Genomic DNA, 24,242 nt, shown 5'->3' on the forward strand with positions numbered 1-24,242 from the left:
GCTACACCCTCCTGCGCTTGGGCTGCTTGCATCCGTTGTGCGGTGTGGCAGTAACGTCCTCAAGAGACGCTATCTTGATTCCTGAGCAGTATAGAGCCCTTATTGCTGACTCCCTCCCAGTGCCGGGGCCGCTTACCCTGACCCTAAGCGTTCTCATGCCGCGTTCCAGGGCAGCCCGAGCAGCGCTCTCGCCTGCGGACTGCGCAGCGAACGACGTTGACTTCCTCGAGCCCCTGAACCCCTGCTTGCCGGAGCTTGTCCAGAACACAACGTTGCCCTGCGCGTCGGACACGGTTACCATGGTGTTGTTGAAGGTGGTGCGAATGTGTGCCACCCCATCCTGCGCGCCATCCCTGCCCATGTTATCCAGGCCCTGTGCGATGCTATGGCCCATCATGTGGCTGCCCTGGCGACGCCAGGTCGGCGCCTCTTGCACGTCTTTGCGTTCGTCCTTGTTCTCTGCCCCCTTACTGGTAGATGCCTACCGTGCCTAAGGCCTCTTAGGGAGTTTATGTCCACGAGTCTCCTTACGCACTTTGATACGCGACGCCTCAGTTCGTCCTGAAGCGTTAGCTGACCCAGCGCCTGCCTGAGCCTGTTAATATCTGCATCCCTGATAGTACGGACCGCCCTGCGCAGATCTACGCGCGCAGCGAGGCACGTGCGAGCAGACAATGCGCGCCCTATGCCGTGTATACGCGTCAGCCCCATCTCCAGGCTGAGGTTGCCAGGTATGTCCACGCCCATCGCCCTCATGCCTACCCCTGGCGTTGCTTGTGCTTGGGGCTGTGTTTGCATGTTACCCTAAGTACTCCGTGCCTCCTGTGCACTCTGCACGACTTGCAAATGGCCCTTACCGACGAAGCTACCCGCACTTGCCTACCTCAGCCTGAACACTATCCTAGCACGCGCTGGGTCGTATGGCGTCAGCGCTACCACGACACTGTCTCCTGGCAGGATCCTTATTGAGTGTAATCTCATCCGACCTGATGTATAAGCAGTGACCATGCGCTCATCCCTTAGTCTGACCCTGAAGTTTGCGTTGGAGAGGCTCTCCATCACTATGCCCTGCGCCTGCTCGACATCATGCCTCAGCGCACCGCCCTTGCTTCTTGGGCAGCGCAGCGTGCCTCTGCCCACTGGCATAAGTGGGCGTTGCGAAAAGCCAGCGTTGTGCATGCCTCCCGACGTTTGTGTGTGTTCATACTGCGCGGCGCGCGGTGAGGCTCATGGCGCCGCGCGCCGAGCGCGCGGCGTGGGCGTGTCGCTGCTGGTACCGTAGGCCTTCAAGCCCCATGCGCCGCTGCCAAGCAGCCCATGCTGTCGCAGCGTGGGCGCATTGATTCGGCCGTTGTGCTGTGCAACGCGCTGTAGCTGGCACATCCTGACGCTGTGACCCTGACGATCCCTCCTGGCGAAACCGCGCTTAGGTAGCCTTCTGTGAAGCGGAGTTTGACCCCCCTCGAACGCCACCTTGTTGAATCCGCCCGACCTAGAGAGCTGACCTTTGTGACCCCTGCCGCACGTCTTTCCATGACCCGATCCAATGCCCCTACCAACTAGCGTACGACGTGGCGATGGCTGGCGTAGAGGGTACCAATCAGCTGGGTTCACAGTATTCTAACCAAGTGCTGGACGCACGACGCAGCGCCTAGGGTGTGCGGCGTTAGAGGCAGCGTGCGCATGGACCACATCCTGCGCAGCCCAAGGCATCTTACGCACAGCCTATGCCGGCGCGTAGACGATATGGGGCTCCTGACTAGCTGCAGCCTTATGTGCCCCCGCGTTCTGCCCTCGCGCGCAATGCTCATACCTCACCTCGCGGATGCTGCCTTAGAAGTCCATCTATTGCAGCCCTTGCAACATTAATTGGGTTGCTTGAACCGTGCCTTTTTGCAACTGCGTCCGTTATGCCCGCTGCTGCGAGCACAGACCTAACGTGGTTGCCTGCAACGATTCCGCGCCCTGCCCTTGCTGGCAAGAGCACTACAGTGGAAGCGCCATGCCTACCCCTGGACTCGTGTGCGAGTGTGCCTTTGGCGATGCGCGCTAGCACCATGTTTTTCCGCGCATCGCAGGAGGCTTTTTGCAACGCGGTGGAGAAGTCCTTGCCGCGGCCCTTCCCAAGGCCCACGCTGCCATTGCCGTCTCCGGTGACCACATGAGCAGAGAAGCCAAGTACGCGGCCGCCGCGGACAACCTTGGAAACCCTCCGAAGCATTATGAGCCGGTCAGTGCACGGCCTTGCAGCAGTGCCATGGGCTGTGCTTGCTGTCATAGCATCATTCCATGAAGCCTGGCGGAGTCAGCCAGCACACTAACAATACCGAGGTACCTATGGCTGCCGCGGCATAGCCACACAGTGCCCATGCCAGATGCCACTGCACGGCGCGCAACTAGCGCGCCAACTGCAGCAGCGCGCGCTAGGCCTCCGAGCGCGCGCTGCATGATCTTATCCATGCCGTGCGTCGAGACCGTGGCAGCGGCGCAAACTCCATGGCATGGCTTAACTATAGCCATGACGTGCTTATGCGTGCTACGGACAAGCAGCGCGGGCCTCCTCGGCTCGTGCGCTACTTGTAGACTCACTTCGACCTCCTGCGCACCCTGAGCCTCATTGCCTCGTCGGCATAGCGGAACCCCTTGCCCTTGTATGGCTCCATTGGTCTGTACCTCCTTATGTCCGCAGCAGCCTCACCCACACGCTGCTTGTCCGTGCCTGATATGGTCAGCTCCGTGGGAGATTGTAGCGTCGCTGCCAGACCCTCTGGCACCGCGTGCTGCACGGGGTGGGAGTAGCCGATGAACATTGTTAGCCTGCAGCCCCTTAGCTCCAGCCGATACCCTACGCCTGAAAGTATGATGGTCTTGCTGTGACCGCTTATGACCCCACGCGTCATGTTAGCGATGAGAGCAATGGTGGTACCACAGATGCCCCCTCCCCTCCTGGACCGCATCCTTGGCTCTATCTGTATGCACCCACCTGCAATGCACGCGGTAACGGATGCGCTGAGAGCAATGCGCATGGAGCCACCCGCCCCCCATGCCTCCATAGCACCATCGGAAAGGACAATGCTACATTCAGATGGGATGGCCAGCGATGACGCCTTGCGCGCCAGGCGAGGCTCCATAGCGCGTCTACACGACATGGCACACAACCTCGCCCCCTATGCCAAGGCGTCTGGCGAGGCTGCCAGTCAGCATACCCTTTGAAGTGCTGATTATAGCCATACCGTTGCAGTATACGCTGGGCCTGAGGCTTGCAGCACTTGCGTGCACCCTGAGCCCAGGCCTCGACGCTGGCACGAGCGAAAGCATTGCGGGTGATGCGTGAGCGCTGCGCAGCTCTAGCCGCAGCCACCGACTCTGCCTGCCTCCAGGCGCCAGGTCGTGAGCGATGCAGAACCCAGGCGCGCAACCTGCGCGGTTGAGGGCCCTGGCGAGCGAAACGTTGGCTGATGTAATGCGTAGGCGCGCGTAGCGCCTCTGGACTGCCATGCAGTTTCTAATGTGAGCCAGGGTGTCAGACAGGCGCACCGTGCCCATATTCTACCAGCTGGCCTTTGTTACGCCTGGGATCTCACCCCGGGCAGCCATCTCGCGGACACAGATCCTGGACAGGCCGAATAGCCTAAGGTAGCCGCGACCGCGTCCTGTCGCATGACACCTGTTCCTGTGCCTCACAGGGCTGGAGTCCCTTGGCAGCCTGTGCAGCCTGTCCCTCACCGTGCGCTTATCGCACTCGGGCACTGCGGTTGACCGCAGCAGCGCTAGCATGAGCCGCCTGATGCTTAGGTATCTCAACCTAATAGCGCTGCGTTTCCTCTCCCTCTCTACTACGGAAAGCTTCGACATCACTGCGGGATCAGTGGAAAGGATACGCGACTCAGAAGTCGCGTAGACTGGGCGACGCAGGTTGCGCGAACTGTAAGTGTGGCGCACAGCCCGCTCGCTTCGGGCGCCGTGTACTCAACCTCGTTGAACACTGACAGGCTACGCACGCCGATGCTAATGCTGCCGCCTGCGTCAATTGAGCTTGCTGGCACTCCCCTGAAGTCCCGCACCCTAGGCAGATACAGGTGTATGAGCCTGTCCGTTAGCTCGTGCATCCTGCGGCTCCTTAACGTTACCTTCAGCCCCACGGTATCACCTCGCCTGACCTTGAAGTTGGATATGGACCTAGACGAGCGGGTTGGCATGGGGCGCTGGCCTGTTATCGAGGCCAGCGCTTCAGACATGCAGCGCACACTAGGTGCGCTGCCCCTGAGTCTGCCTACGCCCATGCTAAGGGTGGCCTTCCATAGCCTAGGCACTTCCATTGAGTATGAACCTAGGAGGCGAGGCGCAACGCTGGCGGCATAGTACCTGTAGAGACCATCGTGACCATTGTCTGCAGCATGGCCTCCATCGCCTGCAATTGGGATCATACAACCTCCGAGGCTAATGTCACTACTTTGATTAAACGCGACCGCTTAACCTCTCGAGCAATAGGCCCGAATACCCTGGTGCCCATTGGCTCATGCTTTGCGTTCAGCAGAACTACAGAGTTGTCGCCGAACCTTACATAGGTCCCATCACCTCTCTGTATGGTGTACCTGGTCCTTACTACAACTGCTGTAAGCACCTCTCCCTTCCTTACCCTACCCCTAGTGCTTGCATCCTTTATGGTGACCTTAACCATATCACCCACTCTGGCGTACCTCCTCCTTGTTCCGCCTAGCACCTTAATGCACACTGCCACCCTTGCGCCGCAGTTGTCTGCGACGAAAGCAGCGGTGCCTGCCTGTATCATGCAGAGTATTCCACTGCCCAGGACTTTGTCCTGGAGACAGGCCTGCACTCGCGCACCGTTGCAGTGCTGCCTGCAGAAGTGGTGCGTTTAGGGTCGTGTGCTACGACCCTAAGCACTGCCACGGTGCGCCTCTTGTAGAGTCTGTGCATGCGGACGCTTCGCAGTGCGACTACTGCCGTGGTTGGGCTGACCTTGCGCACCACGACCCCTTGCCTACGTCGAGCCACAGCCCAGGCCCTCTAGGTGGATCAGAGCATGCGCAGAGCGCGCGGACATTGCGCCAGCTCTTGGGAACACGGCCCCGCGCATGCCGCACGGCGCCATGCTAGCCTCGGCAGCTGCATGGCGCAGTAGTAGCGACGCAAGCTCGGCCGCCATGAATCGTGCGCACATGTTGCCCGCTTGGGTTGCGTCGCCCTTGCTATATAGCTTGTTCACCGCCATGCCAGCGCTGTCTTAACGGGGAGCTTAGGCATGGCAAGCCTTAGCGCAGAGCGCGCCATGTGGTCGTCCACACCCCCCACCTCGTAGATTATCCTGCCAGGCCTTACCTCGAAAACATAGTGATCTGGGTTGCCTTTGCCGTTTCCCATCCTAACCTCCGCCGGCTTCCTGGATATGGGCTTGTCAGGAAAGACGAGTATTGTAACCGCGCCCGCTCTGCGCATGCTGTGTGATATAGCGCGCCTGCCAGCCTCGAGTTGAGACGAGCTCAACCTGCCCCTGGATAGAGCGCGCAGCGCGAGGGCGCCGTGTACTATGGAGCTCCCGCTCCTGGCAAGCCCCCTGTTGCGCCCCTTGTGCTCCTTCCTGTACTTCCTCTTACAAGGCTGGAGCATGACGGACCTCCGTGGCTCCGTGCATCCTGCGGCCGCTGTATTGGGAAGCCGCATGCACCCATACCTTTACGCCCACCGTGCCGTACACGGTCTTTGCGCAGGCTGCCGCATAGTCCACCTCGGCGCCAATGCTGTGCAGCGGCAAGGTGCCCTCCATGTGCCACTCTGTACGCGCTATCTCTGCACCGTTTAGGCGCCCGGAGCACATCACCTTGACGCCTCGTGCGCCATGCCTTGCAGCAGCACTAGCAGCTCGCCTTATTGCTCGCTTTATGTGCGCCCTCCTCTCCACCTGATCTACGACGCTTCTAGCTATGATGTGCGCGCTCAGCTCCGGGCGCCTAAAATCATCCAACACCACGTCGATGCCATCTCCGAACCGCAACCGAACTATCTCCCGCGCAGCCTCAGCCTCGCCCGCAAGCCTGCCCTGCACCTGGCTAACTCTAGGGCACCTTAGGTGGAGGGTACACCCTTTGCACGTCCTAGTCACTGCCATAGGACCCATGGGCACCTTCGACATCTTCTCACCAACAAGCCTCCTTAGCATCATGTCCTGGGCTAGATGCGCAGCGAATGCATGGCTCTCAGCATACCACAGCGCATCCCAGTCGTACCTAGCGCTCAGCCTGAAAAGCCTTGGGTGCACCTTTTGTCCCACTGTAAGCTCCGAAGTGTTATGGTTATGTGGCACATCCTGCGCCTTATTATGCACGCCCGCCCTTTTGCGCGCGGGCTTACTCGTCTCAACAGCCCCGCTGACCCTACGCTTGAGCATGCAACTACAGCGCTAGCTGGGCTTAGCCCAGCGAGCGCTAACTTTGGCATAGCTCTGTACAGCACTAGGTGTACTATACGAGCAGCCCTCCTAGCGTGTAGAGACAGCGCACCCATTGCGGACGATAATGGCAGACCCATTATGCTACGCAATACAGGGTGCATCTTGCGCAAAGACGAACGGCAGCAGCACGCAGCTACCTTTAGCTCTACTGCACTGCGGAAATGCATGGAAGTCATTGCTGCGCCGTCCTGTCGCGTACCCTGGATTTCTTCTCCCTAGAGTGGCACCTGAAAGTCCTTGTTGGCGCAAACTCACCCAGCTTGTGCCCTACCATGTCCACATGCAAACTGACAGCAACGTGACGCCTTCCATTGTGGACATGCACAGTGCTGCCAACCATGCCAGGCGTTATGGCTGACTGTCTGGACCAGGTTCTGAGGGCATGCCGCATGCTCGAGCCATTGATCCACCTCCTGAGCGATGGCGTACAGAAGGGTCCTTTCCTTACGGACCTACTCATATTCCCTGCGATGTAGGATTACCCTTCGCCCGCCCTTGCTACGCCTAGTCTTCAACCCCTTGGTATGCTGGCCCCAAGGGCTTACTGGATGCCTGCCTGCAGTTGTCTTGCCCTCACCACCGCCATGAGGATGATCTACCGGGTTCATCGCCACGCCACGAACCGTAGGCCTAACTCCGCGCCACCTCATCCTGCCCGCCTTTCCTTGCATGGTGCGTGAGTGGCCTGCATTTCCTACCGCACCAACAGTGGCATAGCAGCGCCCATCCATAGATCTTACTTCACCAGACCTAAGCCTTACTGTAACGTTGGCTCCATTGGCAGATATTACTGTGGCATAGGCGCCTGCAGCCCTCGCAATCTGCGCCCCAGCACCAGGTCGCATCTCCAGGTTGTGGACGCTTGTGCCAACTGGAACCTTCGACAGTGGAAGACTGCAGCCTGGCCTAACTGGGGCATCGTTTCCTGATGCTACCTCCATGCCCACCATGGCATCCTGAGGCGATATGATGTACCTCCTACTACCGCTTCCATACTGCACCAGAGCTATGCGAGCGCTGCGGTTGGGGTCGTACTCTACCCTCTCCAGCCTGCCTTTATAGCACCCGGGGTGGTAGCTGAAGTCAACGGCCCTGTACCGCCTCTTGTGCGCTCCGCCCCTGTGCCGTACCGTGATGACGCCAGTATTATTCCTGCCCGAGCTCCTGTGGAGCCTCCTTAGCAGAGATCTCAGCGGGTTATTCCTATACGCCACCCGTCCTCCCTTGCAGTGCAAGCCAATCGTACCGCCGAGCGTATGTGTCGCGTTACCTGACCACAAGCGCGGCGGTCAGCAGCGCAGGCGCTTATTCGCATTGCAAGGCGCATTAGCGCACTGGCCATGGGACCGGCGCGCAGTGTGATTGCCACTCCTTGGGATAGCCAGTTAGCGCCTTTGTTAGAGCGTCCCCTGGCTCGTAGCGCACTTAGTAGCCCTGCGTTTAGCATAGTGAGTGCATGGTTGCTATGTCTTCGGCCGCCTTGCGTGTTATGACGATGCGGTCCGATAAGTGGAGCGCCCTTGGGCTAATGCCTCTCTGTGCCACTATGCTCAGCCCACTGAGGTTCCTGGAAGCCCTGTAGGCATGGTAGCATAGCTCGCTTTTGCCTACAACGACCATGGTGCTAGGCTGTGCGCTTGCACACCGCAGCTCCCTTGTCTTGCTGGGGGCTAGCCGCATGGCGTCAACGATAGCCAGCCGTCCATGCTGCGCCGCCGTTACGATCTGTAAGTGCAACGACAGGCGCGCCATGCGCTTGTTAATTCTGACGAGCCTGGATGCGGCGGTTCTGGATGGGAATGCCCTTCCACCACCTCTCCATAGTGGGCTTGACGTCATGCCAGCCCTTGCCCTGCCTAGCCCCTTCTGTCTCCATGGCTTCCGAGTGCTGTGGCTTACTTCGCCCCTGCTCCTCTGCTTACTGCATGACGGCCTGAGGCTAGCATGGTACGCGTTGAGCACCTGCCTCAGTAGTGGAAAGCCGGCATGGCTGCCATGGGCTTGCCTAGGGCAATATGGCGACGATGCTTCCTGCATGCCCTGGGATCCCGCCCCTGACCATAACGAAGTCGTGCGCAACATGCTCTACCATCAGGTTCCTTGCCGTTGAGTGCTCGCACCCCATGTGCCCTGGCATTCGCTTTCCTGGGAATACTCTGCCTGGGTCCTGCGACATTCCCGTGGATCCTAGGGTGCGATGGGCCTTCGAGCTACCGTGCGATGCCCTACCAGAACTAAAACCGTGCCTCTTCATGACGCCACTGAACCCCTTGCCTACAGACCTTGCCCTTATTGTTACGAGTTGCCCTGCTCGCAACATAGCCTTTGCATGGGGCCTGCAGCAGGCTGGTATGCCGTGCTGCGCCATGCCATGCTGCGTCGGCCTTCCAGCATACGCCGCTGGTTCCATGTTACGCCCAAGGCATGAGCAAAGCTGAGGCCGGGCCAGACGCAGGCTGTAAGAGCGTCTATACAGGACGACTCGCTTGGCCGAGCTACGACACGCATTGCGCAACGGCGTGTTGCAGCTCACATCCAGGACTGTCACAGGTACAACGCCTCCGCTACCGCGAGATATGCGGGTCATGCCTACCTTGACGCCCAGCATGATGCTTCCGAGCATGGTGGCTACGGCCTCACTCGGATAGCAACTCCGGCAGGAACTTCTGTGCGGATTAGTTCCTCTGCTGCCCTGGCTGTAGGACAAGGCATGTGTATGAGCATCTTGTGCGTGCGCACCTCCATCTGATCCATGGCCCTCTTGTCGATGTGCGGTGACCGTAGAAGGTCGAAACGGCGGCGCCTCCTTGGGAGGCGCACAGTGCACACCCTCCCAATGCAGGCTGCTGCTATTTTGCGCGCAAGGAGCGCTGCTGCGTCCTGCACGGCGCTAGGGCTGAAGGACTTAAGCACCAGCCTCATGCGCAGGATTACCGTATAATCTTGGTTACAACGCCAGCGCCGACTGTCTTGCCTCCCTCGCGGATAGCGAAGCGCAGTCCTTCCTCCATGGCCACTGGGGCTATCAGAGTGACGTCGACTGGCACATTGTCGCCAGGCATAACCATCTCGACCCCCTTCGGTAGCACGATGCTGCCTGTGACGTCTGTCGTGCGGAAGTAGAACTGTGGCTTGTAGTTGGCGAAGAATGGAGTGTGCCTTCCTCCCTCGTCCTTGGTCAGGGCGTACACTTCAGCTGCAAACATGGTGTGCGGGGTTATTGTGCCAGGCCTGGAGAGTATCTGGCCACGCTCTACGTCCTCGCGCCTCAGGCCCCTTAGCAGAATGCCTACGTTATCCCCAGCCTGACCATTATCCAGGAGCTTCCTGAACATCTCCACTCCAGTACACACTGTCCTTGCTGTGGGCCTGAGTCCAACCACCTCAAGCTCGTCGCCTATCCTTACCGTGCCGCGCTCTATGCGCCCTGTAGCGACTGTGCCCCGGCCTGATATTGAGAACACGTCCTCTACTGGCATGAGGAATGGGCCGTCTATAGGGCGTGATGGTTCTGGGATATAGCGGTCTAGCACCTCCGACAGCCTTAGCACAGACCTAGTGCCAAGCTCGCTATCAACACCATCGAGCGCCTGCTTTGCGGAGCCCCTTATTACGGGGGCGCGGTCTCCTGGGAAGTTGTACTTTGACAGCAGCTCCCGGATTTCCATCTCGACCAGGTCCAGAAGCTCTTTATCCTCCACCATGTCGCACTTATTCATGTACACGATGATATAAGGAACGCCCACCTGCCTTGCCAGCAGGATGTGCTCACGTGTCTGAGGCATTGGGCCGTCGGTGGCAGAGCATACTAAGATTGCTCCGTCCATCTGTGCGGCGCCGGTTATCATATTTTTAACGTAGTCAGCATGGCCTGGGCAGTCAACGTGGGCATAGTGCCGTGTCTCAGTCTCGTACTCTATGTGTGCCGTGTTTATGGTAATGCCACGTGCTCGTTCCTCTGGGGCGGCATCTATATCCTCGTACCTCTTCACGCTACAACCATGCCTAGATAGCACGCTAGTCATTGCTGCAGTCAGCGTGGTTTTGCCATGGTCCACGTGGCCTATGGTTCCCACGTTAATATGTATCTTCTTCCTTTCGAACTTTGCTTTGGCCATCGGCGTAAGGGGTAGGGGTTATTTGTGCGCGCTGCTGTCCCTGTCGAACACCTCGCGTCTTACCTCTCCGTACCTGCTGAACTCCATTGAGTACGTGGCTCTCCCCTGTGTCATAGACCTTAAGCTCGTAGAGTAGCCAAACATTGTTGCCAGTGGTATCTCGGACCGAACGACCTTGGTGCCATAGCCCTGGTGTGCTGTGGATTTAACCAGGCCCCTACGTGCCAGCACGTCGCCTACTATCGGGCCAAGGTATTCCGGTGGAGTCTCCACTTCCACAGCCATTATAGGCTCGAGTATCACTGGGCACGCTTCCTGTAGAGCCCGCCTGCATGCAATGGCGCCGGCCGCCCTGAAAGCATGCTCGCTTGAGTCTACCTCGTGGTACGACCCGAACACCAGCTCTATTCTCACGTCCGTAACCTGGAACCCAGCTGCGACGCCTGCCCTGAGCGCATCCTGAATGCCTCGGTTAACTGATTGTATGTATTCCCTAGGAATCACTCCACCCTTTATCCTATCCACGAACTCGTACCCGCAGCCTGGGTTTGGGTGTGCCACTAGGACAACGTGGCCATATTGGCCGCGCCCTCCAGTCTGCTTTACGTACCTACCCTCTACCCTGTCGCTTGAAGACCTTATGGTCTCCTTGTATGCCACCTGAGGTCTACCTGTGCTAACATCTACCCCGAACTCTCGTCGCACGCGCTCCACCATAATGTCCAAGTGCAACTCCCCCATGCCGCATATGACCGTCTGACCTGTGTCCTGGTCTGTGTGTATCCTGAATGAAGGGTCCTCCTGGGCTAGCCTGCCAAGGACATCGCCAAGCTTGTCATGGTCTTCCTTTGTCGCAGCTACCACTGACTGGGATATGACAGGGCTGGGGAATGAAATTCTTTCTAGCACAACGTCGGTTCCAGGGCTGCAAAGGGTATCACCTGTTGATATATCCTTCAGACCAACAACCGCAGCAATGTCACCCGATGATATGCTCCCTATGTCCTCCCTGGCGTTAGCGTGCATCTGAAGAATGCGTGCTATCTTGTCCCTCTTGCCCTTCGTGACATTAACTACAGCGCTTCCTGCGCTTATGCAACCTGCGTACACCCTCAAGAACACTAGCTGTCCAACGAAGGGGTCCGTCATTATTTTGAAGGCCAGCGCAACGAACCTGCTGTCCGTTGGTTTTAGCTCTACAGGAACGCCTGTAGAGCTCTCAGCAGTCACAGGCAGACAGTCTAGCGGCGATGGGAGGTAGTCTATGACCGCATCCAGCAGACACTGCACACCTTTGTATTTGAAGGCACTTCCGCACAGGACGGGCTGAGCCTTGCACCCGATGGTACTCATTCTCAGTGATGCAACTAGCTCATCAACTGGTATGGGTCTTCCGTCATCCTCAAGATACTTCTCCATGAGACGTTCGTCATGCTCGACTATTGCCTCTAGCATAGCACGCCTCCGCTGCACTGAGCTCTCAATGGAGGACTGCGGTATGGGGCAGCATCTGAACACGGTACCCTTGGATGCGTCGCTCCACTCTATGCACCTCATCCTCAGAAGATCGACGACGCCTGTGAAGGCGTCGTCGCTGTATAGTGGCGTCGCTATGGGCACGGGGTTTGCACCGAGCCTGTCACGCATCTGGTCGCAGACCATGTCGAAGTCTGCGCCCCTCCTGTCCATCTTATTCACGAAGCACACCATAGGCACGCTATACCTCCTGGCCTGCCTCCACACTGTCTCGGACTGTGGCTGTACTCCACCAACTCCGCAGTACAGCATGCACGCTCCGTCTAGAACCCTCATTGACCTCTCAACCTCGGCGGTGAAGTCTACGTGGCCTGGCGTGTCTATGATGTTTATGCGATGTTGGCACCTCCCGCCATCCATGCCGCTCCAGAAGGTAGTAGTCGCAGCGGACGTTATGGTTATGCCTCGTTCCTGCTCCTGCTCCATCCAGTCCATGGTTGCCGTCCCGTCGTGCACCTCGCCCATCCGATGGTTAACGCCGGTGTAGTACAGTATCCGCTCGGTGGTTGTTGTCTTGCCTGCGTCTATGTGAGCGCTGATGCCTATGTTCCTATAGTGCGCCAGTTGCGTTGCCTTGGCCATGCTATCCGCGTCTGCTGTGCGAGAATGCCCTGTTCGCGTGGGCTAACCTGTGCACCTCGTCCCTTTGCCTTACTGCCCCTCCCCGCCTGCACAGGGCGTCTAGAATCTCGTTGTAGAGCCTGACGTGCGCATACCTCTCCCTCCGGCGCATCGCGGCTGACTTTAGCCACCTTAGTGCCAAGGACATCCTGCGGTGAGCGCAGATCTCAGCCGGAACGCGGTAGCTTGCTCCGCCCAAGCGGCGCGTCCTGATCTCCGCTGATGGTTTTATGTTATGCAGCGCCTGCATTAGCAGTTCGTACGACCTGCTCCTGTCTGGGCTCAGCATTGCAAGCGCAGTGTATACTATCCTTGCCGCGACCGTCTTTTTGCCAGACACCATAAACAGATTGACGAGCCTGCCAACCTCCTGCGCATCGAACAAGGGATCGCAACAAGCGCGCAGCCTTACTGCACCGCACTTTCTGGCCATGCCTACGCTGCTGCTCGCTGCATCTTTGCTCCGTATTTGGAGCGGGACCTACGTCGCTCCCTTACTCCTCCAGCGTCTAGTGCGCCTCTGACTATGTGGTAGCGTACCCCTGGCAGATCCTTCACCCTACCTCCGCGCACCAGCACCATGGAATGCTCCTGTAGATTGTGTCCTTCGCCGCCTATGTAGGATATGACTTCCTGACGATTTGACAGCCGTACCTTTGCTACTTTTCGGAGCGCTGAGTTTGGCTTCTTTGGCGTCGTGGTGTACACCTTCGTGCACACCCCGCGAAGCTGAGGGCATCCCCTTAGTGCTGGGCTCTTGCTCCTGGCTTCGAACCTCCTCCTCCCCTGCCTTACTAGCTGGTTCAGCGTCGGCATTGAGCCTCCTGTGCGCGTGAAATACGAACCCAGTCCCTGCAGGTATCATGCGGCCCACTATGACGTTCTCCTTAAGCCCACGCAATAGGTCACGCCTACCGCATGACGCCGCGGTGGCAATTACCCTGGTGGTTTCCTGAAATGAGGCCGCTGATATGAAGGACTCAGTGCTAAGTGCAGACTTTGTTATTCCGAGCAGCGTGTGCTCATAGGCTGCCGTGCGCCTGTTCTGTTGTCGCAGTGCGACGTTCGCTCTCGCTGCCTCCGATCTTGCTACGTGCTCGCCCTCGTGGAATGCGGAGTCACCTGAGTGCACCACCCGAACGCACCTGAGCATCTGCCTTGCTATGATCTCCAGGTGCTTGTTGTTAACTCTAACCCCCTGTGGCTCGAGTATAGACTGCACGTCGTCCTGCATGCGCTGAAGGAGCGCCGTTGGCCCATTCCTACGCAGGATGCCGTGCAACCAGCATGAGGCATCAGGCTCGTTGTGCCTACGAGGCGCCTGACGCGCCTCGAACAGGCTTGCCATGCGAGCAAGCCCTCCCGTTATGTCTGTGTTACCTTCGGCATGCGCTGGCTCTGTTGCTATTACCTGCCCACGCCTAACGTACTGCGTCGCGCCTATGGCCACCTCTGCACCTGCACTTAGCATCACCGTGCAATAACTGCCGTCGCTGCGCGTTAGGCGTATGCAGTCTGCGCACGTTTGCGCCAGGGAGTCGTGCTTCGCTACCACGGGCGTTGTTACGGCGTCCCAAGATATCAGGACTTCGCCTGCTGCAACTTTATCACCATCTGCATGGTGAAGTATGGAACCATGGGGTATGGCGTGGGACTCCCTGCTACATCCGCGCCTGTCGTGTACTTGAACGCTTCCGTTGTGCTCGGAGGCTACCCTTACTCCGTGCGGCGTTACGCTATGCGTGCATGGGATGTATCGCACTACGCCTGAATGGCACGCCATTACGTCGTGCGACCTTGAGGATGCTATGCCGCCAATGTGGAACGTGCGCATGGTCAGCTGTGTGCCTGGCTCTCCGATTGACTGCGCAGCAACTACGCCAACCGCAGCGCCCATGTTAACGCGTGACAGCGTGCAAAGGTCTTGCCCGTAGCACATGGCGCACACTCCGTGCGTAGACTCGCAGTGCAGCGGCGACCTGATGTCTATGCCTGCTACAGATCGCAGTAGCGAATCCTCTAGTACGTCCATAGTTATGGGCGTGTTACGCTGATATAGCACACCACCTGCCTCGGACTGCACGTCCGATGCCGTATACCTGCCCATGCACCATGCTAGCGCTCGATCCACTGCTGTTCTGTTAAGCTGCGGTTGGCCAACAGTTACACCCGCGCATGTTCCGCAGTCTAGCTCTGTTATTATGACGTCGTGCGATGCATCTACGAGCCTACGCGTTAGGTATCCTGAGTCAGCCGTCCTTAGCGCTGTGTCTGCAAGCCCCTTCCTAGCACCATGCGCTGACATGGCGTACTCCACTGCACTGAGACCATCGCGGAAGCTCGACGTAACAGGAGTGCCTAATATCGTGCCGTCCGGCCTTACCATAAGCCCCCGCATTCCGGACAGCTGCTTTACCTGCTCTTTAGAGCCCCTTGAGCCAGAAGAAGACATTAAATGCACGGCGTTCGTTGCTGCTAAAGTACTGCTGCCCTGCCTCGCCAGCTCTAAGGCCAGCATGCAGCTAACTAGCTCCGACGTTTCCTGCCATAGCCTTGTCGTTGCATGATCCAGCCTTGTGCATGTCAGCACACCAGAATTGTGCGACCTGTGGAGTCGAGAGATCATGCGCCATGAGCAAGCAATTGTCACCCCCTTGTTAACTGGGGTGCGCATGTCTTCAATGCACAGGGAAATGCCTGCTTGAGTGGCTGCATTGAACCCAGCAACCATTAGCCACTCCGCCATCCCCTTAAGGCATAGCGGAGCGCAACGGCGTGCAGCCTCGTTCATCACCTCTACCAGCACGCTCTTGCTAATAGTGCGGTTTACTATATGAAACGGCGTTCCTGCAGGCAGAGCGCGGGACAGGAATGCCCTGCCTACCGTCGTGTTGTGCAGCACTGAGAACTCACTGTACGACCCCCTGTGCCTGAGCGACTCTCTTACGACTACCATGGCTCTGGAGTGAGACCTCGACCACCCTGACTCCATCTGCAACGCTGCGCTGTCTGCTATGCCCAGCGAGCAAAGGTTGCCATCCTCCGGCCCGCACGTCATGTAATATATCCCCAGCACCATGTCCTGCGATGGCGCAGATGATGGGTAACCGCTTGCAGGTAGAAGCAGGTTGTTGCAGGGCAGCAGTAGCATCCTTGCCTCCGTCTTCGCCTCCAATGATAAAGGGACATGCACTGCCATCTGGTCGCCATCGAAGTCAGCGTTGAACGGTGCGCAAACCAGTGGGTTTAGCCTTATTGCCAGGCCTTCTACCAGCGTTGGGTAGAATGCCTGCACGCTAAGCCTGTGCAGCGTGGGCGCCCTGTTGAGCAGAACGGGATGGTGCCTTATCGCATGCCTAAGCGCTGCAACAGCCGCAGTAGACCCAGCTGAAACCTCTGCCCTCGCCCTCTGCGCCGCCATGCCTCCCCTAATCAGCGCACCCGCAACGAATGGCCTGAACAACTCCAGCGCCATGCAAATCGGTAGTCCACACTGGTGCATCCCTAGGTCTGGCCCCACAACTATGACCGATCTGCCCGAGTAGTCGACCCTCTTCCCCAGCATGTGCTGCCGGAACCGGCCAGTCTTACCGCGCAGCGCCTCAGATAGAGACCTTGGGCGGCAGTGCTGCAGCGCGTTGCGCTGTCGCGCAGTGCCGTCGATTAGGTCGTCCACAGATCTCTGCAGTAGGTCGTGCTCGGCTGCCACGATGGACTGCGGGGCGCGGAGTGCAATGAGCCTCCTTAGCCTGTTGTTGCAATTTATGACGCCGCGGTAGAGGTCGTTCAGGTCCGAGGAGGCTGCATCACGTCCTGCGGATCTTATCATGGGCCTAAGGCCGGCGGGTAGCACAGGGATTACCGTGAGGATCATCCATTCTGGCCTGGCGCCGAACTGCAGTAGCGACGATAGCATGCGCAGCCTGCAGATCATACTACCGCGCTGGCTGTCAGTTAAGCGTGGCGAGGCTATGCGCTCCGTCGTGTCGTGCACCTCGCGCTCCATGCTTATCGATGCAAGCAGCCTACGAAGACCGTCACAGCCAGAGTACGCACGCCCCTGCTGCATGCCAACGGGGCGTGCGATGCTGTCTTCCATCGATGCCATGGTCAGGTCCCTGCACAGCGTTACGCCAGGCGGGCGTATCAAGCACGCCTGGCGTCTTGCTATCCGTACGACGTCCCTGTGCGGCAAGCCAAGTATAGTGCCTACATGGGGCGAAGAGGGCCTAGAGAACCAAGCGTGCATTACGGGAGATGCCAGCTCTATGTGGCCCATCCTTAGCCTCCTTGCGTACGATGGCGATATCTCAACCCCGCAGCACTCGCAGATTATGCCATTGTGCTGTGCCCCTGCGTACCTTCCACACATACACTCATGGGCCATTGCAGGGCCGAATATCTCTGTGCAAAACAGTCCGTGCGCCTCGGGTATCATGCTCCTTTGGTTAACTGTTGCTGCAGTCAACACCTCGCCATGTGACCAGGATCTTATCTGAAGAGGAGACGCCATGCAGACCTTTACCCTGTCGAATGGTGCGCACATAGCCCCTCTTAAAGAGCCTAGCACGAACCTCTCGGCTACGTTCATGCTAGAGCCTGCTCTGCCTCGAAGTCCACGCACAGCGCCCTAAGCTCCCTTACCAGGAGTCCTATCGACTCTGGCGTGCCGTAGCTCAGCGGCCGCACATCCTGCGCTATGTGGTCGTGCACCCTACGCCTCCCTCCTAAGTCGTCTGATTTTATGGTCAGCATCTCCTGCAGCGTGAACGCTGCGCCATGAGCCTCTAGCGCCCACACCTCCATCTCTCCAACACGCTGGCCGCCCTGGCGCGCCTTGCCACCCAGTGGCTGCTCAGTAATTGACGAATAGGGACCTGTTGATCTGCTGTGCACCTTGTTCCTTGCCAGGTGGTTTAGCTTTAGGTAGTACATGTATCCAACTGTAACTGGCCTGTCGTACTGTGTACCCGTCCTGCCGTCGTATAGTATCGCCTGGTGCCTCCTATGTAGGCCGTGCTTGAACCTAACGCCCTGAGTTGCTGCAGCCAGAGCCATGCTGCGTATCTCTGCCTCGCTAGGGCCGTCGAACGCAGGGCACAGCGTGCAAAGCGTAACTCCATGCCCCGGCGCCAGCTCTCCGTCCGCCGCGCTGCATGCAGGGTAGCAGCGCCCATCGCAAGCCATAAGGCCATGGCACATAGCGTCGTGATAGGCTGAGTCTGAGCAAAGCAGGCGCTCTGCGGTGTTTGCCCGTGCCTCGAGCGCTATAGTTGCAAGGCCTATGTGTGTCTCTAGTAGCTGCCCTACGTTCATCCTGGATGGCACTCCAAGCGGGTTTACTATAACGTCAACGGAGCGTCCGTTCTTCATGTAAGGCATGTCTTCCATGGGCACAACCTTTGACACGACGCCCTTGTTTCCGTGCCGCCCCGAGACCTTATCCCCTGGCTGTAGATAGATTCTGGATGCTATGGCAACCTTGATGGTTCGCGTTGCCTTATCATACTGGTGCTCGCCTGCTTTGGGCGCCGCGTGCTGCTCCCTGGCATAGGGAGCAGCAGCTAGGCTGTTGCTCGACAACCAGATGTAAGGATCGCGCGCTGATGCCCATTGGCACGTTGCTCTCGCGCCGTGCTGGATGCGTAGCAGCAATGACTGCTCGCCTGCGCACTGCCCCGGTAGATCGTCATGAACATCGGGCTGGTTGCATGGCTCGATTCTGGCATATACCACGGTGCCGGTCATGCCTTGCGTTGCCCTTATGCTGGAGTCCCTGTGGGCCTGCTCGCTAGTTGCCAATGCTGTGCGTAGAAGACTGTTGCCCTTTTGTGCCATGCAGGCATGGCGTGGGGAGGTTATTCCAACCAGGATATCCCCTGGGAATACCCTCGAGCCCACCCTCACTATGCCGCGTTCGTCAAGCCTTTCGCGCTGCGCCGTAGTTATGCCTGGCACGCACCTTGACAGCACCGTGCCACAGCCTTCATCGCCGTCCAGGTCTACAGAGACCTCGTCCAAGTGTATTGATGTGTAGGCTCCATTGCGCAGTAACGCCTCAGATACGGCCACTGAGTCTTCATAGTTGTACCCCTCCCATGGCATGAAGGCAACCAGCACGTCCAGGCCTAGCGCCAGCACTCCGCCTGCGCTAGCAGGGCCGTCGGCTATTACTTCGCCAGCTTGGACGAACGCGCCTGGAATTACCGTCGGCCTGTGGTCTGCCTGCGTGCCCTGGTTTGTTCGTGCGTTCCGGGCTAGGCGATATGTGTTAGCATGTCCTTGGTTCTCGCATATAGGCACTATGGCTATGTGCAGCGGGTCAACGTAAGCCACGCGACCTGCATACCGTGCGCGTATCGCGACCATGGCATGCTGCGCAACAGCTTGCTCCATGCCAGTATGTATGCGCGGCTGCCGTGGATAGCAGCATGGGACTGCCTGTCGCTGCATGTTAGAGCCCATAAGAGCTCGGCATGCGTCGTTGTGCTCTAGGAATGGGATCGTAGCAGTTGCTGCAGATAGAGGCATTTCGTTCGCACCATCTACGAGTCGAACCTCCGATGGGTGTACCATTGCGACCCCGTGCCCAATGCGTGCCATGATGGCCCTGCGCCTAGTGTGCGGCACTATTGCTGAGGGTGCTGACATCGCACCCACCTCCTCCTGCGGAGAAATGTACCGCGCCAAGGCCCTTGCGGCATTTCGTCTTATTGCAAGATACGGCGCCAGGATCGTGCCTTGTGCATCGATCCTGGCACACGCTGCTAGAGAGGCAATTAGGCCTATGTTCTGCCCCTCTGGCGTCTCTACCGGGCATAGTCTGCCGTAGTGGGTTGCATGCACGTCGCGTGCTTCCAGAGGTGCCCGACGTGGGCAGCTCTTGCTACCTGCAATTATGGCAACGCGGCGTTTGTGCGTAACCTCAGCAAGTGGATTAGTTTGATCGAGTGGCTGTGCTAGTCGGGAGTTTGTTAGCTCGTCGTAGGCTTGGTGCGTGACTGCATGCATTCCTAGGAGGATTGCAATGGCCTCACCTGGCCTACTGTTCGCTGCATAGGACCTTAGCCGGCGCTCCAATCCCAGGAACGCCGGCCTGAGCGCATCGCACAGCGCATCGCAAGCATCTCTAGCCTTGCGGTTACTCATGTCATCCACGTCGTCAGGGCGCTCGTTACGCCTTGCTGCGTTGATTAGAAGCTTTACTGAAAGCGCTATGTCGCGTGCGTCCAACGTGTCCCCGCCTGTGCTTAGGTGCCTTCCTGTTCTGGCGTTGAGTTGGTTTCGCCCGCATGGCGTGAGGCAGTATGCGCTCTCCATGATGCCTTGAAATATGCTGTGCGCCTCGGCTGGGTCCAGGTGGCGCATTTTGCCGATGTTCCCTGCGATGCACGCCCTTGCATCGTGCGGGTCTACCGTCCTGTCCATGCTCAGAGTCCGTCCTATGTGGCGCAGGTAGGCTCCATGGTGGCACCGGTTTAAGATTGCCATGTAAGATTCTCTATCTGCCCTAGCCATTGACATAACCCTCTGCGATAGCAGTGTGCCGCTTGCTATTGTGCGGCCTCCGAGGCATGCCGTGCTAGCAAGCTGGAATTGATTAACAACGTCAGCATCTTCAATGTGGAGAGGACGCACCGCCAGGCTGCCTCTCCACTTTGCTAGTCTACGTGCAAAGCGCGCATGGCCTAGCCTTGTGTCGAAGTGCTGCACATCGAAAGCTATGTCAGACTTTTCTAGAGCAATGCTTGCGCAACCTGGGCTTATGGCAAGGCCTGCCCTTGGCGTTAGCATGCATGCAATTGCTTCTGTCGTAGCACCAAAGCCCTTGAGGAGAATTGTTGCTGGCATGGAAGCACCCGCGTTGAGCCTGAAAAGCACTGCGCCATCCTGTATGGCTAGGTCCAACCACGTGCCTCTATGTGGTTGGATCCTAAGGCTGCAAACTGCAGGGGTATCGTCCCTATAATAGGTAAAAGAAGGGACGAAAAACAGTCCTGGTGTACGCGATTGGGCTACCAGGTGTGTTCGTTCGGAACCGCGTACGATGAAGCTGCCCTTGCGGGTCATTATTGGCATGTCGCCAAGGTATACTTGGTGAGACCTGGCATACCTAACGTTCCACGTGCCGTCATTGGAAGGTGTGCGGGAGGTTATTTTCAGCGTGAGCGTGAGCGGAGCTGAGTATGTCAGCCCACAGCGTAAGCACTCCGCATCTGGCGTGCATGGTTTGCCGATTGTGTATTTGACGAGCTCTATGAGCGCAGCCCCATCGTGTGACATCATAGGGAACATGGAGAATAGCAAACGCTGTAGGCCATAAGGATATCTGGCTGAGGGATGGGTGCTGTGCTGCGTTAGCCTATGGAATGCAGACCTCTGGACACCAAGGAGGTCGGGGGATGGCGACGATGGGGCGTAGGGTGCAAGCCTTAGGCTCCATGCAGTGTGCTTTAGCGTCACCTTACCTCTGCCCTTGCGCCTGCAGCCTCTACCTTGGACCTGATCTCTTCGGCTTCATCTGCTGATAGGCCCTCTGCGACAAGGGACGGCACGCTGTCCACTAGCCCCTTAGACTCCTTTAGACCAAGCTTGGTGACATCCCTTACTGCCCTTATTACTGCTATCTTATTTGAGCCTGCGTTGGTTAGGAAAACCTTGCGGTTTCTTCTATCAGGCTCTGCTTCGTCAGACTTGGAGCCAGGCTGGCATGGTGCCTGCGCCAGGCGCGATATTTGGAACCGCTGCTCGAGTAGCGCAACCAGATCGCTTAGCTCGAGGGCGGTCATTGCCGCTATGCGTGATACTATGTCATCGTTCGACATCGTCGTGCCTCTGCTCTGCTTGCTATTGCACGTAGCGTGTTGGTCAGCTGCGTGATTGGATAGGCTACCAGGTGCGTTACTCTTGCCCATAGCGCATCTATTGGGGGCAGTTTCATTATTGCGGCAATTTCACACTGCGAAACGATCCTCCCAGGGAGCTCCATTCCATACATTGGCGCTAGGAATCTGGTGTTTGCGCTTGATAGGGCGCCCGCAATGCGCTCTATGCTAGGTCCGAAGGCGTACAGAAGCTGGCCTCTTAGCGTGCATGGTAGGCGTGCAAGCACCGTGCGGTTCACAGTGGCAGCTAGGGCTGTAATGAGCAGCTTATTACGAATGACTCGTAACGCAACGCCGCAGCTAGAGCAGTGCTTGCGCACCAATGCCATGTCAACCGCGCTAATTCCGGCGTACATTGAAGGAACTATCGCTGCGCTGCCTTTGATAAGCGTCATTGCCTGAGACACTGCTGCCTTCTTCCTACTACACAGCCTCATGATTACTTGATCTCCATCGCTTACACTGAGAGTGCCGCCGATGACGATGCTTAGTGCTCTGCATCTGCAATGGCTGTGTGCATTGATCTGACGGTGCCTGCTATGGTCCTAATTGCGCAATCTAGGCTGTTTGTGTTCAGCGATGGCAGCTTTGCACGGGCGATGTCCGCCGTATCAGAGGGAGATATAAAACCACGTCCTGCCTTTCTCAACGCCTCCCTGACCAAGTGTGCCGTAGGCACCGTGCCTATGCTGATGTCGAAAGTCTTGTCCTCGTAGACTACGACTCTTGTAGTCACTGGTACACCTTCTGCCATCGCTGAGGTGGCAGCGTTGAAGGCCTTGCAGAACTGCTGTATGTTAATTCCTCTCTGCCCTAATACGGGACCGATAGGCGGGGCTGGACTGGCTTTACCGGCCTCCAAGGTTAGCCTGATCTTGGCTTGAACTCTCCTTGTCTGAGGCATGATATGGCCATTCGTACGCTATTTTCACCGACGCTATGGTGTGTCTGTGATACTAGCCTAGTGCAGGGATAGAAGGACTTGAACCCTCGTTACCAGTTTGGGAGTCTGGTGTTTTGCCGCATCAACTATATCCCTGTGCAATGTGTGCTAAGATTGAACTGCTGTCCAATCTACTGCTCTGTCTGCTGAGCTACAGGGCGTAGCGGGCGAAGGAGCTAACCCTTATCTTCAACTTGGAAGGCTTATGCTCTGCCATTTAGCACGCTTGCAGTCCTGCTATGCCTGGAGGGGGTCTAACCAACGAAAGCGAATGGCCTTACAGCCGGCCCCATTTTACAGCGAATCGAGCTCGAGGAAGTTTGCATGACCTGCGGCTGCCCTAGGATCGGACGTACGTGCGAACCTTATGCTCTGGTCGCAGTCCAAGGCTATTACCCTGCCCTTAGGCCCTAGGGACCCCAGCAGAGCAGTGCTATGCCCTCCGGCGCCATAAGTGGCGTCAACGTACAGGCCTGATGTGTTGGTCAGGAGGTTGTCCACGACCTCCTGCATCATTACGCTATGGTGCTCGAGTCGCACCGTGGTCCCGACATAACCTGCTTTCGCACCGGGCACGCCGGCACTATCATCGGCCGCGCGCTGTGTCACATTTCTGTTCGGAATGGTCAGCTGTGGGTCCAGCATCATGGCGCGTCAGGACTGTATAGCACATAGGATTAAGTCTAACGGGCGCAATTAGTACTGGTCAGCTCAACGTATCGCTACGCTTACACACCCAGCCTATCAACGTTCTTGTCTTGAACGGCCCTTCAATTATGGGATACCTAATCTTAGGGTAGGCTTCCTGCTTATATGCCTTCAGCAGTTATCCCTGCCAAACGTGGCTACCCGGCGATGCCATTGAAATGACAACCGGCACACTAGAGGTTTGTCCACTCCGGTCCTCTCGTACTAGGAGCAGCTCCCCTCAGGTATCCTGCGCCCACGGTAGATAGGGACCAAACTGTCTCACGACGTTTTAAACCCAGCTCACGTACCTCTTTAAATGGCGAACAGCCATACCCTTGGGACCTACTTCAGCCCCAGGACGAGATGAGCCGACATCGAGGTGCCAAACACCGCTGTCGATAAGAACTCTCGAGCGGTATAAGCCTGTTATCCCCGGAGTACCTTTTATCCGTTGAGCGATGGCCCTTCCATACAGAACCACCGGATCACTATGACCTGCTTTCGCATCTGCTCGACACGTTTGTCTCGCAGTCAAGCACGCTTATGCCATTGCACTTTCGGCACGCTTTCCATACGTGCTTAGCGTACCTTTGTGCTCCTCCGTTACGCTTTGGGAGGAGACCGCCCCAGTCAAACTGCCTACCATGCACTGTCCCAGCGCCAGGTAATGGCGCTGGTTAGAGGGTTGAGGCGAGGTGAGTGGTATTTCACCTGCGACTCGGCAGGGCTGTTGCCCTGCTTCATAGTCTCCCACATATCCTACGCGCCCAGCCTCAAAGCTCAGTACAAAGCTGCAGTAAAGGTTCACGGGGTCTTTCCGTCTAGCCGTGGGTAGATTGCATCATCACAACCACTTCAATTTCGCTGGGCCTCGGGAGGAGACAGTGTAGCCATCGTTACGCCATTCGTGCAGGTCGGAACTTACCCGACAAGGAATTTCGCTACCTTAGGACCGTTATAGTTACGGCCGCCGTTTA

General features: G+C 57.7%; 31 protein-coding genes, 1 tRNA gene, 1 rRNA gene and 2 pseudogenes. All 35 read right to left on the reverse strand.

From position 1 onward, the window contains the following. Position 1 precedes the first annotated feature (1 nt). On the reverse strand, positions 2-394 hold the full coding sequence (gene rpsK, locus BC380_RS00800; protein WP_075047768.1) for a 30S ribosomal protein S11: 393 nt from the start codon (positions 392-394) through the stop codon (positions 2-4). After that, complete coding sequence (locus BC380_RS00805; protein WP_320408706.1) at positions 394-798, reverse strand: ribosomal protein uS13; 405 nt, start codon at positions 796-798, stop codon at positions 394-396. Before BC380_RS00805 ends, rpsK begins: the two co-directional genes overlap by 1 nt. Next, positions 759-875, reverse strand: a complete 117-nt coding sequence (rpmJ, locus tag BC380_RS00810) for a 50S ribosomal protein L36 (RefSeq protein WP_075047736.1) — start codon at positions 873-875, stop codon at positions 759-761. The genes BC380_RS00805 and rpmJ overlap by 40 nt, the downstream gene beginning before the upstream one ends. Positions 876-879: 4 nt before the next feature. Beyond that, complete coding sequence (infA, locus tag BC380_RS00815) at positions 880-1,146, reverse strand: translation initiation factor IF-1 (RefSeq protein ID WP_075047769.1); 267 nt, start codon at positions 1,144-1,146, stop codon at positions 880-882. 81 nt (positions 1,147-1,227) lie between these two features. Continuing rightward, on the reverse strand, positions 1,228-1,614 hold the full coding sequence (gene rplO / locus BC380_RS00820; RefSeq protein WP_075047737.1) for a 50S ribosomal protein L15: 387 nt from the start codon (positions 1,612-1,614) through the stop codon (positions 1,228-1,230). Next, on the reverse strand, positions 1,611-1,811 hold the full coding sequence (locus BC380_RS01310; protein ID WP_075047738.1) for an uL30 family ribosomal protein: 201 nt from the start codon (positions 1,809-1,811) through the stop codon (positions 1,611-1,613). Before BC380_RS01310 ends, rplO begins: the two co-directional genes overlap by 4 nt. After that, positions 1,808-2,221, reverse strand: coding sequence for a 30S ribosomal protein S5 (locus BC380_RS00830; RefSeq protein WP_245634866.1), 414 nt, complete (start codon positions 2,219-2,221; stop codon positions 1,808-1,810). The genes BC380_RS01310 and BC380_RS00830 overlap by 4 nt, the downstream gene beginning before the upstream one ends. A gap of 53 nt (positions 2,222-2,274) precedes the next feature. Next, positions 2,275-2,589 carry a 50S ribosomal protein L18 gene (locus tag BC380_RS01315; protein WP_075047740.1) on the reverse strand — a complete coding sequence of 105 codons (315 nt, stop codon included), beginning with the start codon at positions 2,587-2,589 and terminating at the stop codon, positions 2,275-2,277. After that, entirely contained in the window at positions 2,586-2,957 is a 372-nt protein-coding gene (gene rplF, locus BC380_RS00840; RefSeq protein WP_222702546.1) for a 50S ribosomal protein L6, read from the reverse strand. The genes BC380_RS01315 and rplF overlap by 4 nt, the downstream gene beginning before the upstream one ends. A 181-nt stretch (positions 2,958-3,138) precedes the next feature. Continuing rightward, a complete protein-coding gene (gene rpsH / locus BC380_RS01320) occupies positions 3,139-3,546 on the reverse strand; it encodes a 30S ribosomal protein S8 (protein WP_075047741.1) in 408 nt (135 codons plus the stop codon). 3 nt (positions 3,547-3,549) lie between these two features. Continuing rightward, positions 3,550-3,855, reverse strand: a complete 306-nt coding sequence (gene rpsN / locus BC380_RS00850) for a 30S ribosomal protein S14 (protein WP_075047742.1) — start codon at positions 3,853-3,855, stop codon at positions 3,550-3,552. Next, positions 3,855-4,427 carry a 50S ribosomal protein L5 gene (gene rplE / locus BC380_RS01325; protein WP_075047743.1) on the reverse strand — a complete coding sequence of 191 codons (573 nt, stop codon included), beginning with the start codon at positions 4,425-4,427 and terminating at the stop codon, positions 3,855-3,857. Before rplE ends, rpsN begins: the two co-directional genes overlap by 1 nt. Then, positions 4,424-4,792: a 50S ribosomal protein L14 gene (gene rplN / locus BC380_RS00860; RefSeq protein ID WP_075047744.1), complete on the reverse strand. Its 369-nt coding sequence runs from the start codon at positions 4,790-4,792 to the stop codon at positions 4,424-4,426. Before rplN ends, rplE begins: the two co-directional genes overlap by 4 nt. After that, positions 4,789-5,019, reverse strand: coding sequence for a 30S ribosomal protein S17 (gene rpsQ, locus BC380_RS01330; protein WP_075047745.1), 231 nt, complete (start codon positions 5,017-5,019; stop codon positions 4,789-4,791). The genes rplN and rpsQ overlap by 4 nt, the downstream gene beginning before the upstream one ends. 207 nt (positions 5,020-5,226) lie before the next feature. Continuing rightward, positions 5,227-5,631, reverse strand: a complete 405-nt coding sequence (gene rplP, locus BC380_RS00875) for a 50S ribosomal protein L16 (RefSeq protein ID WP_075047747.1) — start codon at positions 5,629-5,631, stop codon at positions 5,227-5,229. Then, positions 5,615-6,346: a 30S ribosomal protein S3 gene (rpsC, locus tag BC380_RS00880; protein WP_420885283.1), complete on the reverse strand. Its 732-nt coding sequence runs from the start codon at positions 6,344-6,346 to the stop codon at positions 5,615-5,617. Before rpsC ends, rplP begins: the two co-directional genes overlap by 17 nt. Further along, a complete protein-coding gene (locus BC380_RS01335; RefSeq protein WP_075047749.1) occupies positions 6,256-6,648 on the reverse strand; it encodes an uL22m family ribosomal protein in 393 nt (130 codons plus the stop codon). The genes rpsC and BC380_RS01335 overlap by 91 nt, the downstream gene beginning before the upstream one ends. After that, complete coding sequence (gene rpsS, locus BC380_RS00890) at positions 6,645-6,932, reverse strand: 30S ribosomal protein S19 (RefSeq protein ID WP_075047750.1); 288 nt, start codon at positions 6,930-6,932, stop codon at positions 6,645-6,647. Before rpsS ends, BC380_RS01335 begins: the two co-directional genes overlap by 4 nt. Continuing rightward, complete coding sequence (gene rplB, locus BC380_RS00895) at positions 6,925-7,752, reverse strand: 50S ribosomal protein L2 (protein WP_075047751.1); 828 nt, start codon at positions 7,750-7,752, stop codon at positions 6,925-6,927. Before rplB ends, rpsS begins: the two co-directional genes overlap by 8 nt. Before the next feature lie 160 nt (positions 7,753-7,912). Next, positions 7,913-8,554 (reverse strand): 50S ribosomal protein L4, encoded by a 642-nt coding sequence (gene rplD, locus BC380_RS01340; RefSeq protein WP_148702253.1) that lies wholly within the window; start codon positions 8,552-8,554, stop codon positions 7,913-7,915. Continuing rightward, positions 8,478-9,095, reverse strand: coding sequence for a 50S ribosomal protein L3 (gene rplC, locus BC380_RS01345; RefSeq protein ID WP_148702254.1), 618 nt, complete (start codon positions 9,093-9,095; stop codon positions 8,478-8,480). The genes rplD and rplC overlap by 77 nt, the downstream gene beginning before the upstream one ends. 5 nt (positions 9,096-9,100) lie before the next feature. After that, positions 9,101-9,394 (reverse strand): 30S ribosomal protein S10, encoded by a 294-nt coding sequence (locus BC380_RS01350; RefSeq protein ID WP_075047753.1) that lies wholly within the window; start codon positions 9,392-9,394, stop codon positions 9,101-9,103. Positions 9,395-9,402: 8 nt separating this feature from the next. Then, positions 9,403-10,590 carry an elongation factor Tu gene (gene tuf / locus BC380_RS00915; protein WP_075047754.1) on the reverse strand — a complete coding sequence of 396 codons (1,188 nt, stop codon included), beginning with the start codon at positions 10,588-10,590 and terminating at the stop codon, positions 9,403-9,405. Between the two features lie 18 nt (positions 10,591-10,608). After that, positions 10,609-12,708: an elongation factor G gene (gene fusA, locus BC380_RS00920; protein WP_075047755.1), complete on the reverse strand. Its 2,100-nt coding sequence runs from the start codon at positions 12,706-12,708 to the stop codon at positions 10,609-10,611. A gap of 1 nt (position 12,709) precedes the next feature. Next, positions 12,710-13,180, reverse strand: a complete 471-nt coding sequence (gene rpsG, locus BC380_RS00925) for a 30S ribosomal protein S7 (RefSeq protein WP_075047756.1) — start codon at positions 13,178-13,180, stop codon at positions 12,710-12,712. A gap of 2 nt (positions 13,181-13,182) precedes the next feature. After that, complete coding sequence (gene rpsL / locus BC380_RS01055) at positions 13,183-13,563, reverse strand: 30S ribosomal protein S12 (RefSeq protein ID WP_075047757.1); 381 nt, start codon at positions 13,561-13,563, stop codon at positions 13,183-13,185. Between the two features lie 21 nt (positions 13,564-13,584). Continuing rightward, a pseudogene (locus BC380_RS01375) lies at positions 13,585-16,369 on the reverse strand (DNA-directed RNA polymerase subunit beta'); the annotation flags it as partial. A gap of 6 nt (positions 16,370-16,375) precedes the next feature. Then, positions 16,376-17,338, reverse strand: a pseudogene (locus BC380_RS01380) (DNA-directed RNA polymerase subunit beta'); the annotation flags it as partial. Next, the gene (rpoB, locus tag BC380_RS00940; RefSeq protein ID WP_075047759.1) at positions 17,335-21,210 is read right to left on the reverse strand and encodes a DNA-directed RNA polymerase subunit beta; all 3,876 of its coding nucleotides are present in this window, start codon (positions 21,208-21,210) and stop codon (positions 17,335-17,337) included. The pseudogene BC380_RS01380 and the gene rpoB, both read right to left, overlap by 4 nt. Beyond that, a complete protein-coding gene (gene rplL / locus BC380_RS00945; protein WP_075047760.1) occupies positions 21,207-21,572 on the reverse strand; it encodes a 50S ribosomal protein L7/L12 in 366 nt (121 codons plus the stop codon). Before rplL ends, rpoB begins: the two co-directional genes overlap by 4 nt. Next, positions 21,554-22,069, reverse strand: coding sequence for a 50S ribosomal protein L10 (gene rplJ / locus BC380_RS01365; RefSeq protein WP_075047761.1), 516 nt, complete (start codon positions 22,067-22,069; stop codon positions 21,554-21,556). Before rplJ ends, rplL begins: the two co-directional genes overlap by 19 nt. A 50-nt stretch (positions 22,070-22,119) precedes the next feature. After that, positions 22,120-22,536 carry a 50S ribosomal protein L11 gene (gene rplK / locus BC380_RS00955; protein ID WP_075047762.1) on the reverse strand — a complete coding sequence of 139 codons (417 nt, stop codon included), beginning with the start codon at positions 22,534-22,536 and terminating at the stop codon, positions 22,120-22,122. Positions 22,537-22,599: 63 nt separating this feature from the next. Next, positions 22,600-22,671 (reverse strand) — tRNA-Gly (locus BC380_RS00960). Between the two features lie 198 nt (positions 22,672-22,869). Beyond that, positions 22,870-23,223 (reverse strand): 16S rRNA (cytosine(1402)-N(4))-methyltransferase, encoded by a 354-nt coding sequence (gene mraW, locus BC380_RS00965; protein WP_075047763.1) that lies wholly within the window; start codon positions 23,221-23,223, stop codon positions 22,870-22,872. A gap of 25 nt (positions 23,224-23,248) precedes the next feature. Beyond that, positions 23,249-24,242 (reverse strand): 23S ribosomal RNA (locus BC380_RS00970); the annotation flags it as partial.

The sequence above is a fragment of the Candidatus Tremblayella princeps genome, assembly GCF_900080145.1.

Excerpts from the sequence above, each read along its gene's own strand:
- rplC (WP_148702254.1), bottom strand. The coding sequence starts at position 9,095 with ATGCTCGGAAGCATCATGCTGGGCGTCAAGGTAGGCATGACCCGCATA.
- rplP (WP_075047747.1), bottom strand. The coding sequence starts at position 5,631 with ATGCTCCAGCCTTGTAAGAGGAAGTACAGGAAGGAGCACAAGGGGCGC.
- BC380_RS00805 (WP_320408706.1), bottom strand. The coding sequence starts at position 798 with ATGCAAACACAGCCCCAAGCACAAGCAACGCCAGGGGTAGGCATGAGG.
- BC380_RS01335 (WP_075047749.1), bottom strand. The coding sequence starts at position 6,648 with ATGACTTCCATGCATTTCCGCAGTGCAGTAGAGCTAAAGGTAGCTGCG.
- BC380_RS01350 (WP_075047753.1), bottom strand. The coding sequence starts at position 9,394 with ATGAGGCTGGTGCTTAAGTCCTTCAGCCCTAGCGCCGTGCAGGACGCA.
- mraW (WP_075047763.1), bottom strand. The coding sequence starts at position 23,223 with ATGATGCTGGACCCACAGCTGACCATTCCGAACAGAAATGTGACACAG.
- rpsG (WP_075047756.1), bottom strand. The coding sequence starts at position 13,180 with ATGGCCAGAAAGTGCGGTGCAGTAAGGCTGCGCGCTTGTTGCGATCCC.
- rplF (WP_222702546.1), bottom strand. The coding sequence starts at position 2,957 with ATGCGGTCCAGGAGGGGAGGGGGCATCTGTGGTACCACCATTGCTCTC.
- rplN (WP_075047744.1), bottom strand. The coding sequence starts at position 4,792 with ATGATACAGGCAGGCACCGCTGCTTTCGTCGCAGACAACTGCGGCGCA.
- infA (WP_075047769.1), bottom strand. The coding sequence starts at position 1,146 with ATGCCAGTGGGCAGAGGCACGCTGCGCTGCCCAAGAAGCAAGGGCGGT.
- rpsL (WP_075047757.1), bottom strand. The coding sequence starts at position 13,563 with ATGCCGACGCTGAACCAGCTAGTAAGGCAGGGGAGGAGGAGGTTCGAA.
- rplK (WP_075047762.1), bottom strand. The coding sequence starts at position 22,536 with ATGCCTCAGACAAGGAGAGTTCAAGCCAAGATCAGGCTAACCTTGGAG.
- tuf (WP_075047754.1), bottom strand. The coding sequence starts at position 10,590 with ATGGCCAAAGCAAAGTTCGAAAGGAAGAAGATACATATTAACGTGGGA.
- rpsK (WP_075047768.1), bottom strand. The coding sequence starts at position 394 with ATGGGCCATAGCATCGCACAGGGCCTGGATAACATGGGCAGGGATGGC.
- rpsH (WP_075047741.1), bottom strand. The coding sequence starts at position 3,546 with ATGGGCACGGTGCGCCTGTCTGACACCCTGGCTCACATTAGAAACTGC.
- rplJ (WP_075047761.1), bottom strand. The coding sequence starts at position 22,069 with ATGAGGCTGTGTAGTAGGAAGAAGGCAGCAGTGTCTCAGGCAATGACG.
- BC380_RS01310 (WP_075047738.1), bottom strand. The coding sequence starts at position 1,811 with ATGAGCATTGCGCGCGAGGGCAGAACGCGGGGGCACATAAGGCTGCAG.
- BC380_RS00830 (WP_245634866.1), bottom strand. The coding sequence starts at position 2,221 with ATGCTTCGGAGGGTTTCCAAGGTTGTCCGCGGCGGCCGCGTACTTGGC.
- rplL (WP_075047760.1), bottom strand. The coding sequence starts at position 21,572 with ATGTCGAACGATGACATAGTATCACGCATAGCGGCAATGACCGCCCTC.
- fusA (WP_075047755.1), bottom strand. The coding sequence starts at position 12,708 with ATGGCCAAGGCAACGCAACTGGCGCACTATAGGAACATAGGCATCAGC.
- rplE (WP_075047743.1), bottom strand. The coding sequence starts at position 4,427 with ATGATCCCAATTGCAGGCGATGGAGGCCATGCTGCAGACAATGGTCAC.
- rpsS (WP_075047750.1), bottom strand. The coding sequence starts at position 6,932 with ATGAGTAGGTCCGTAAGGAAAGGACCCTTCTGTACGCCATCGCTCAGG.
- rplD (WP_148702253.1), bottom strand. The coding sequence starts at position 8,554 with ATGTTGCGCACGACTTCGTTATGGTCAGGGGCGGGATCCCAGGGCATG.
- rpsN (WP_075047742.1), bottom strand. The coding sequence starts at position 3,855 with ATGTCGAAGCTTTCCGTAGTAGAGAGGGAGAGGAAACGCAGCGCTATT.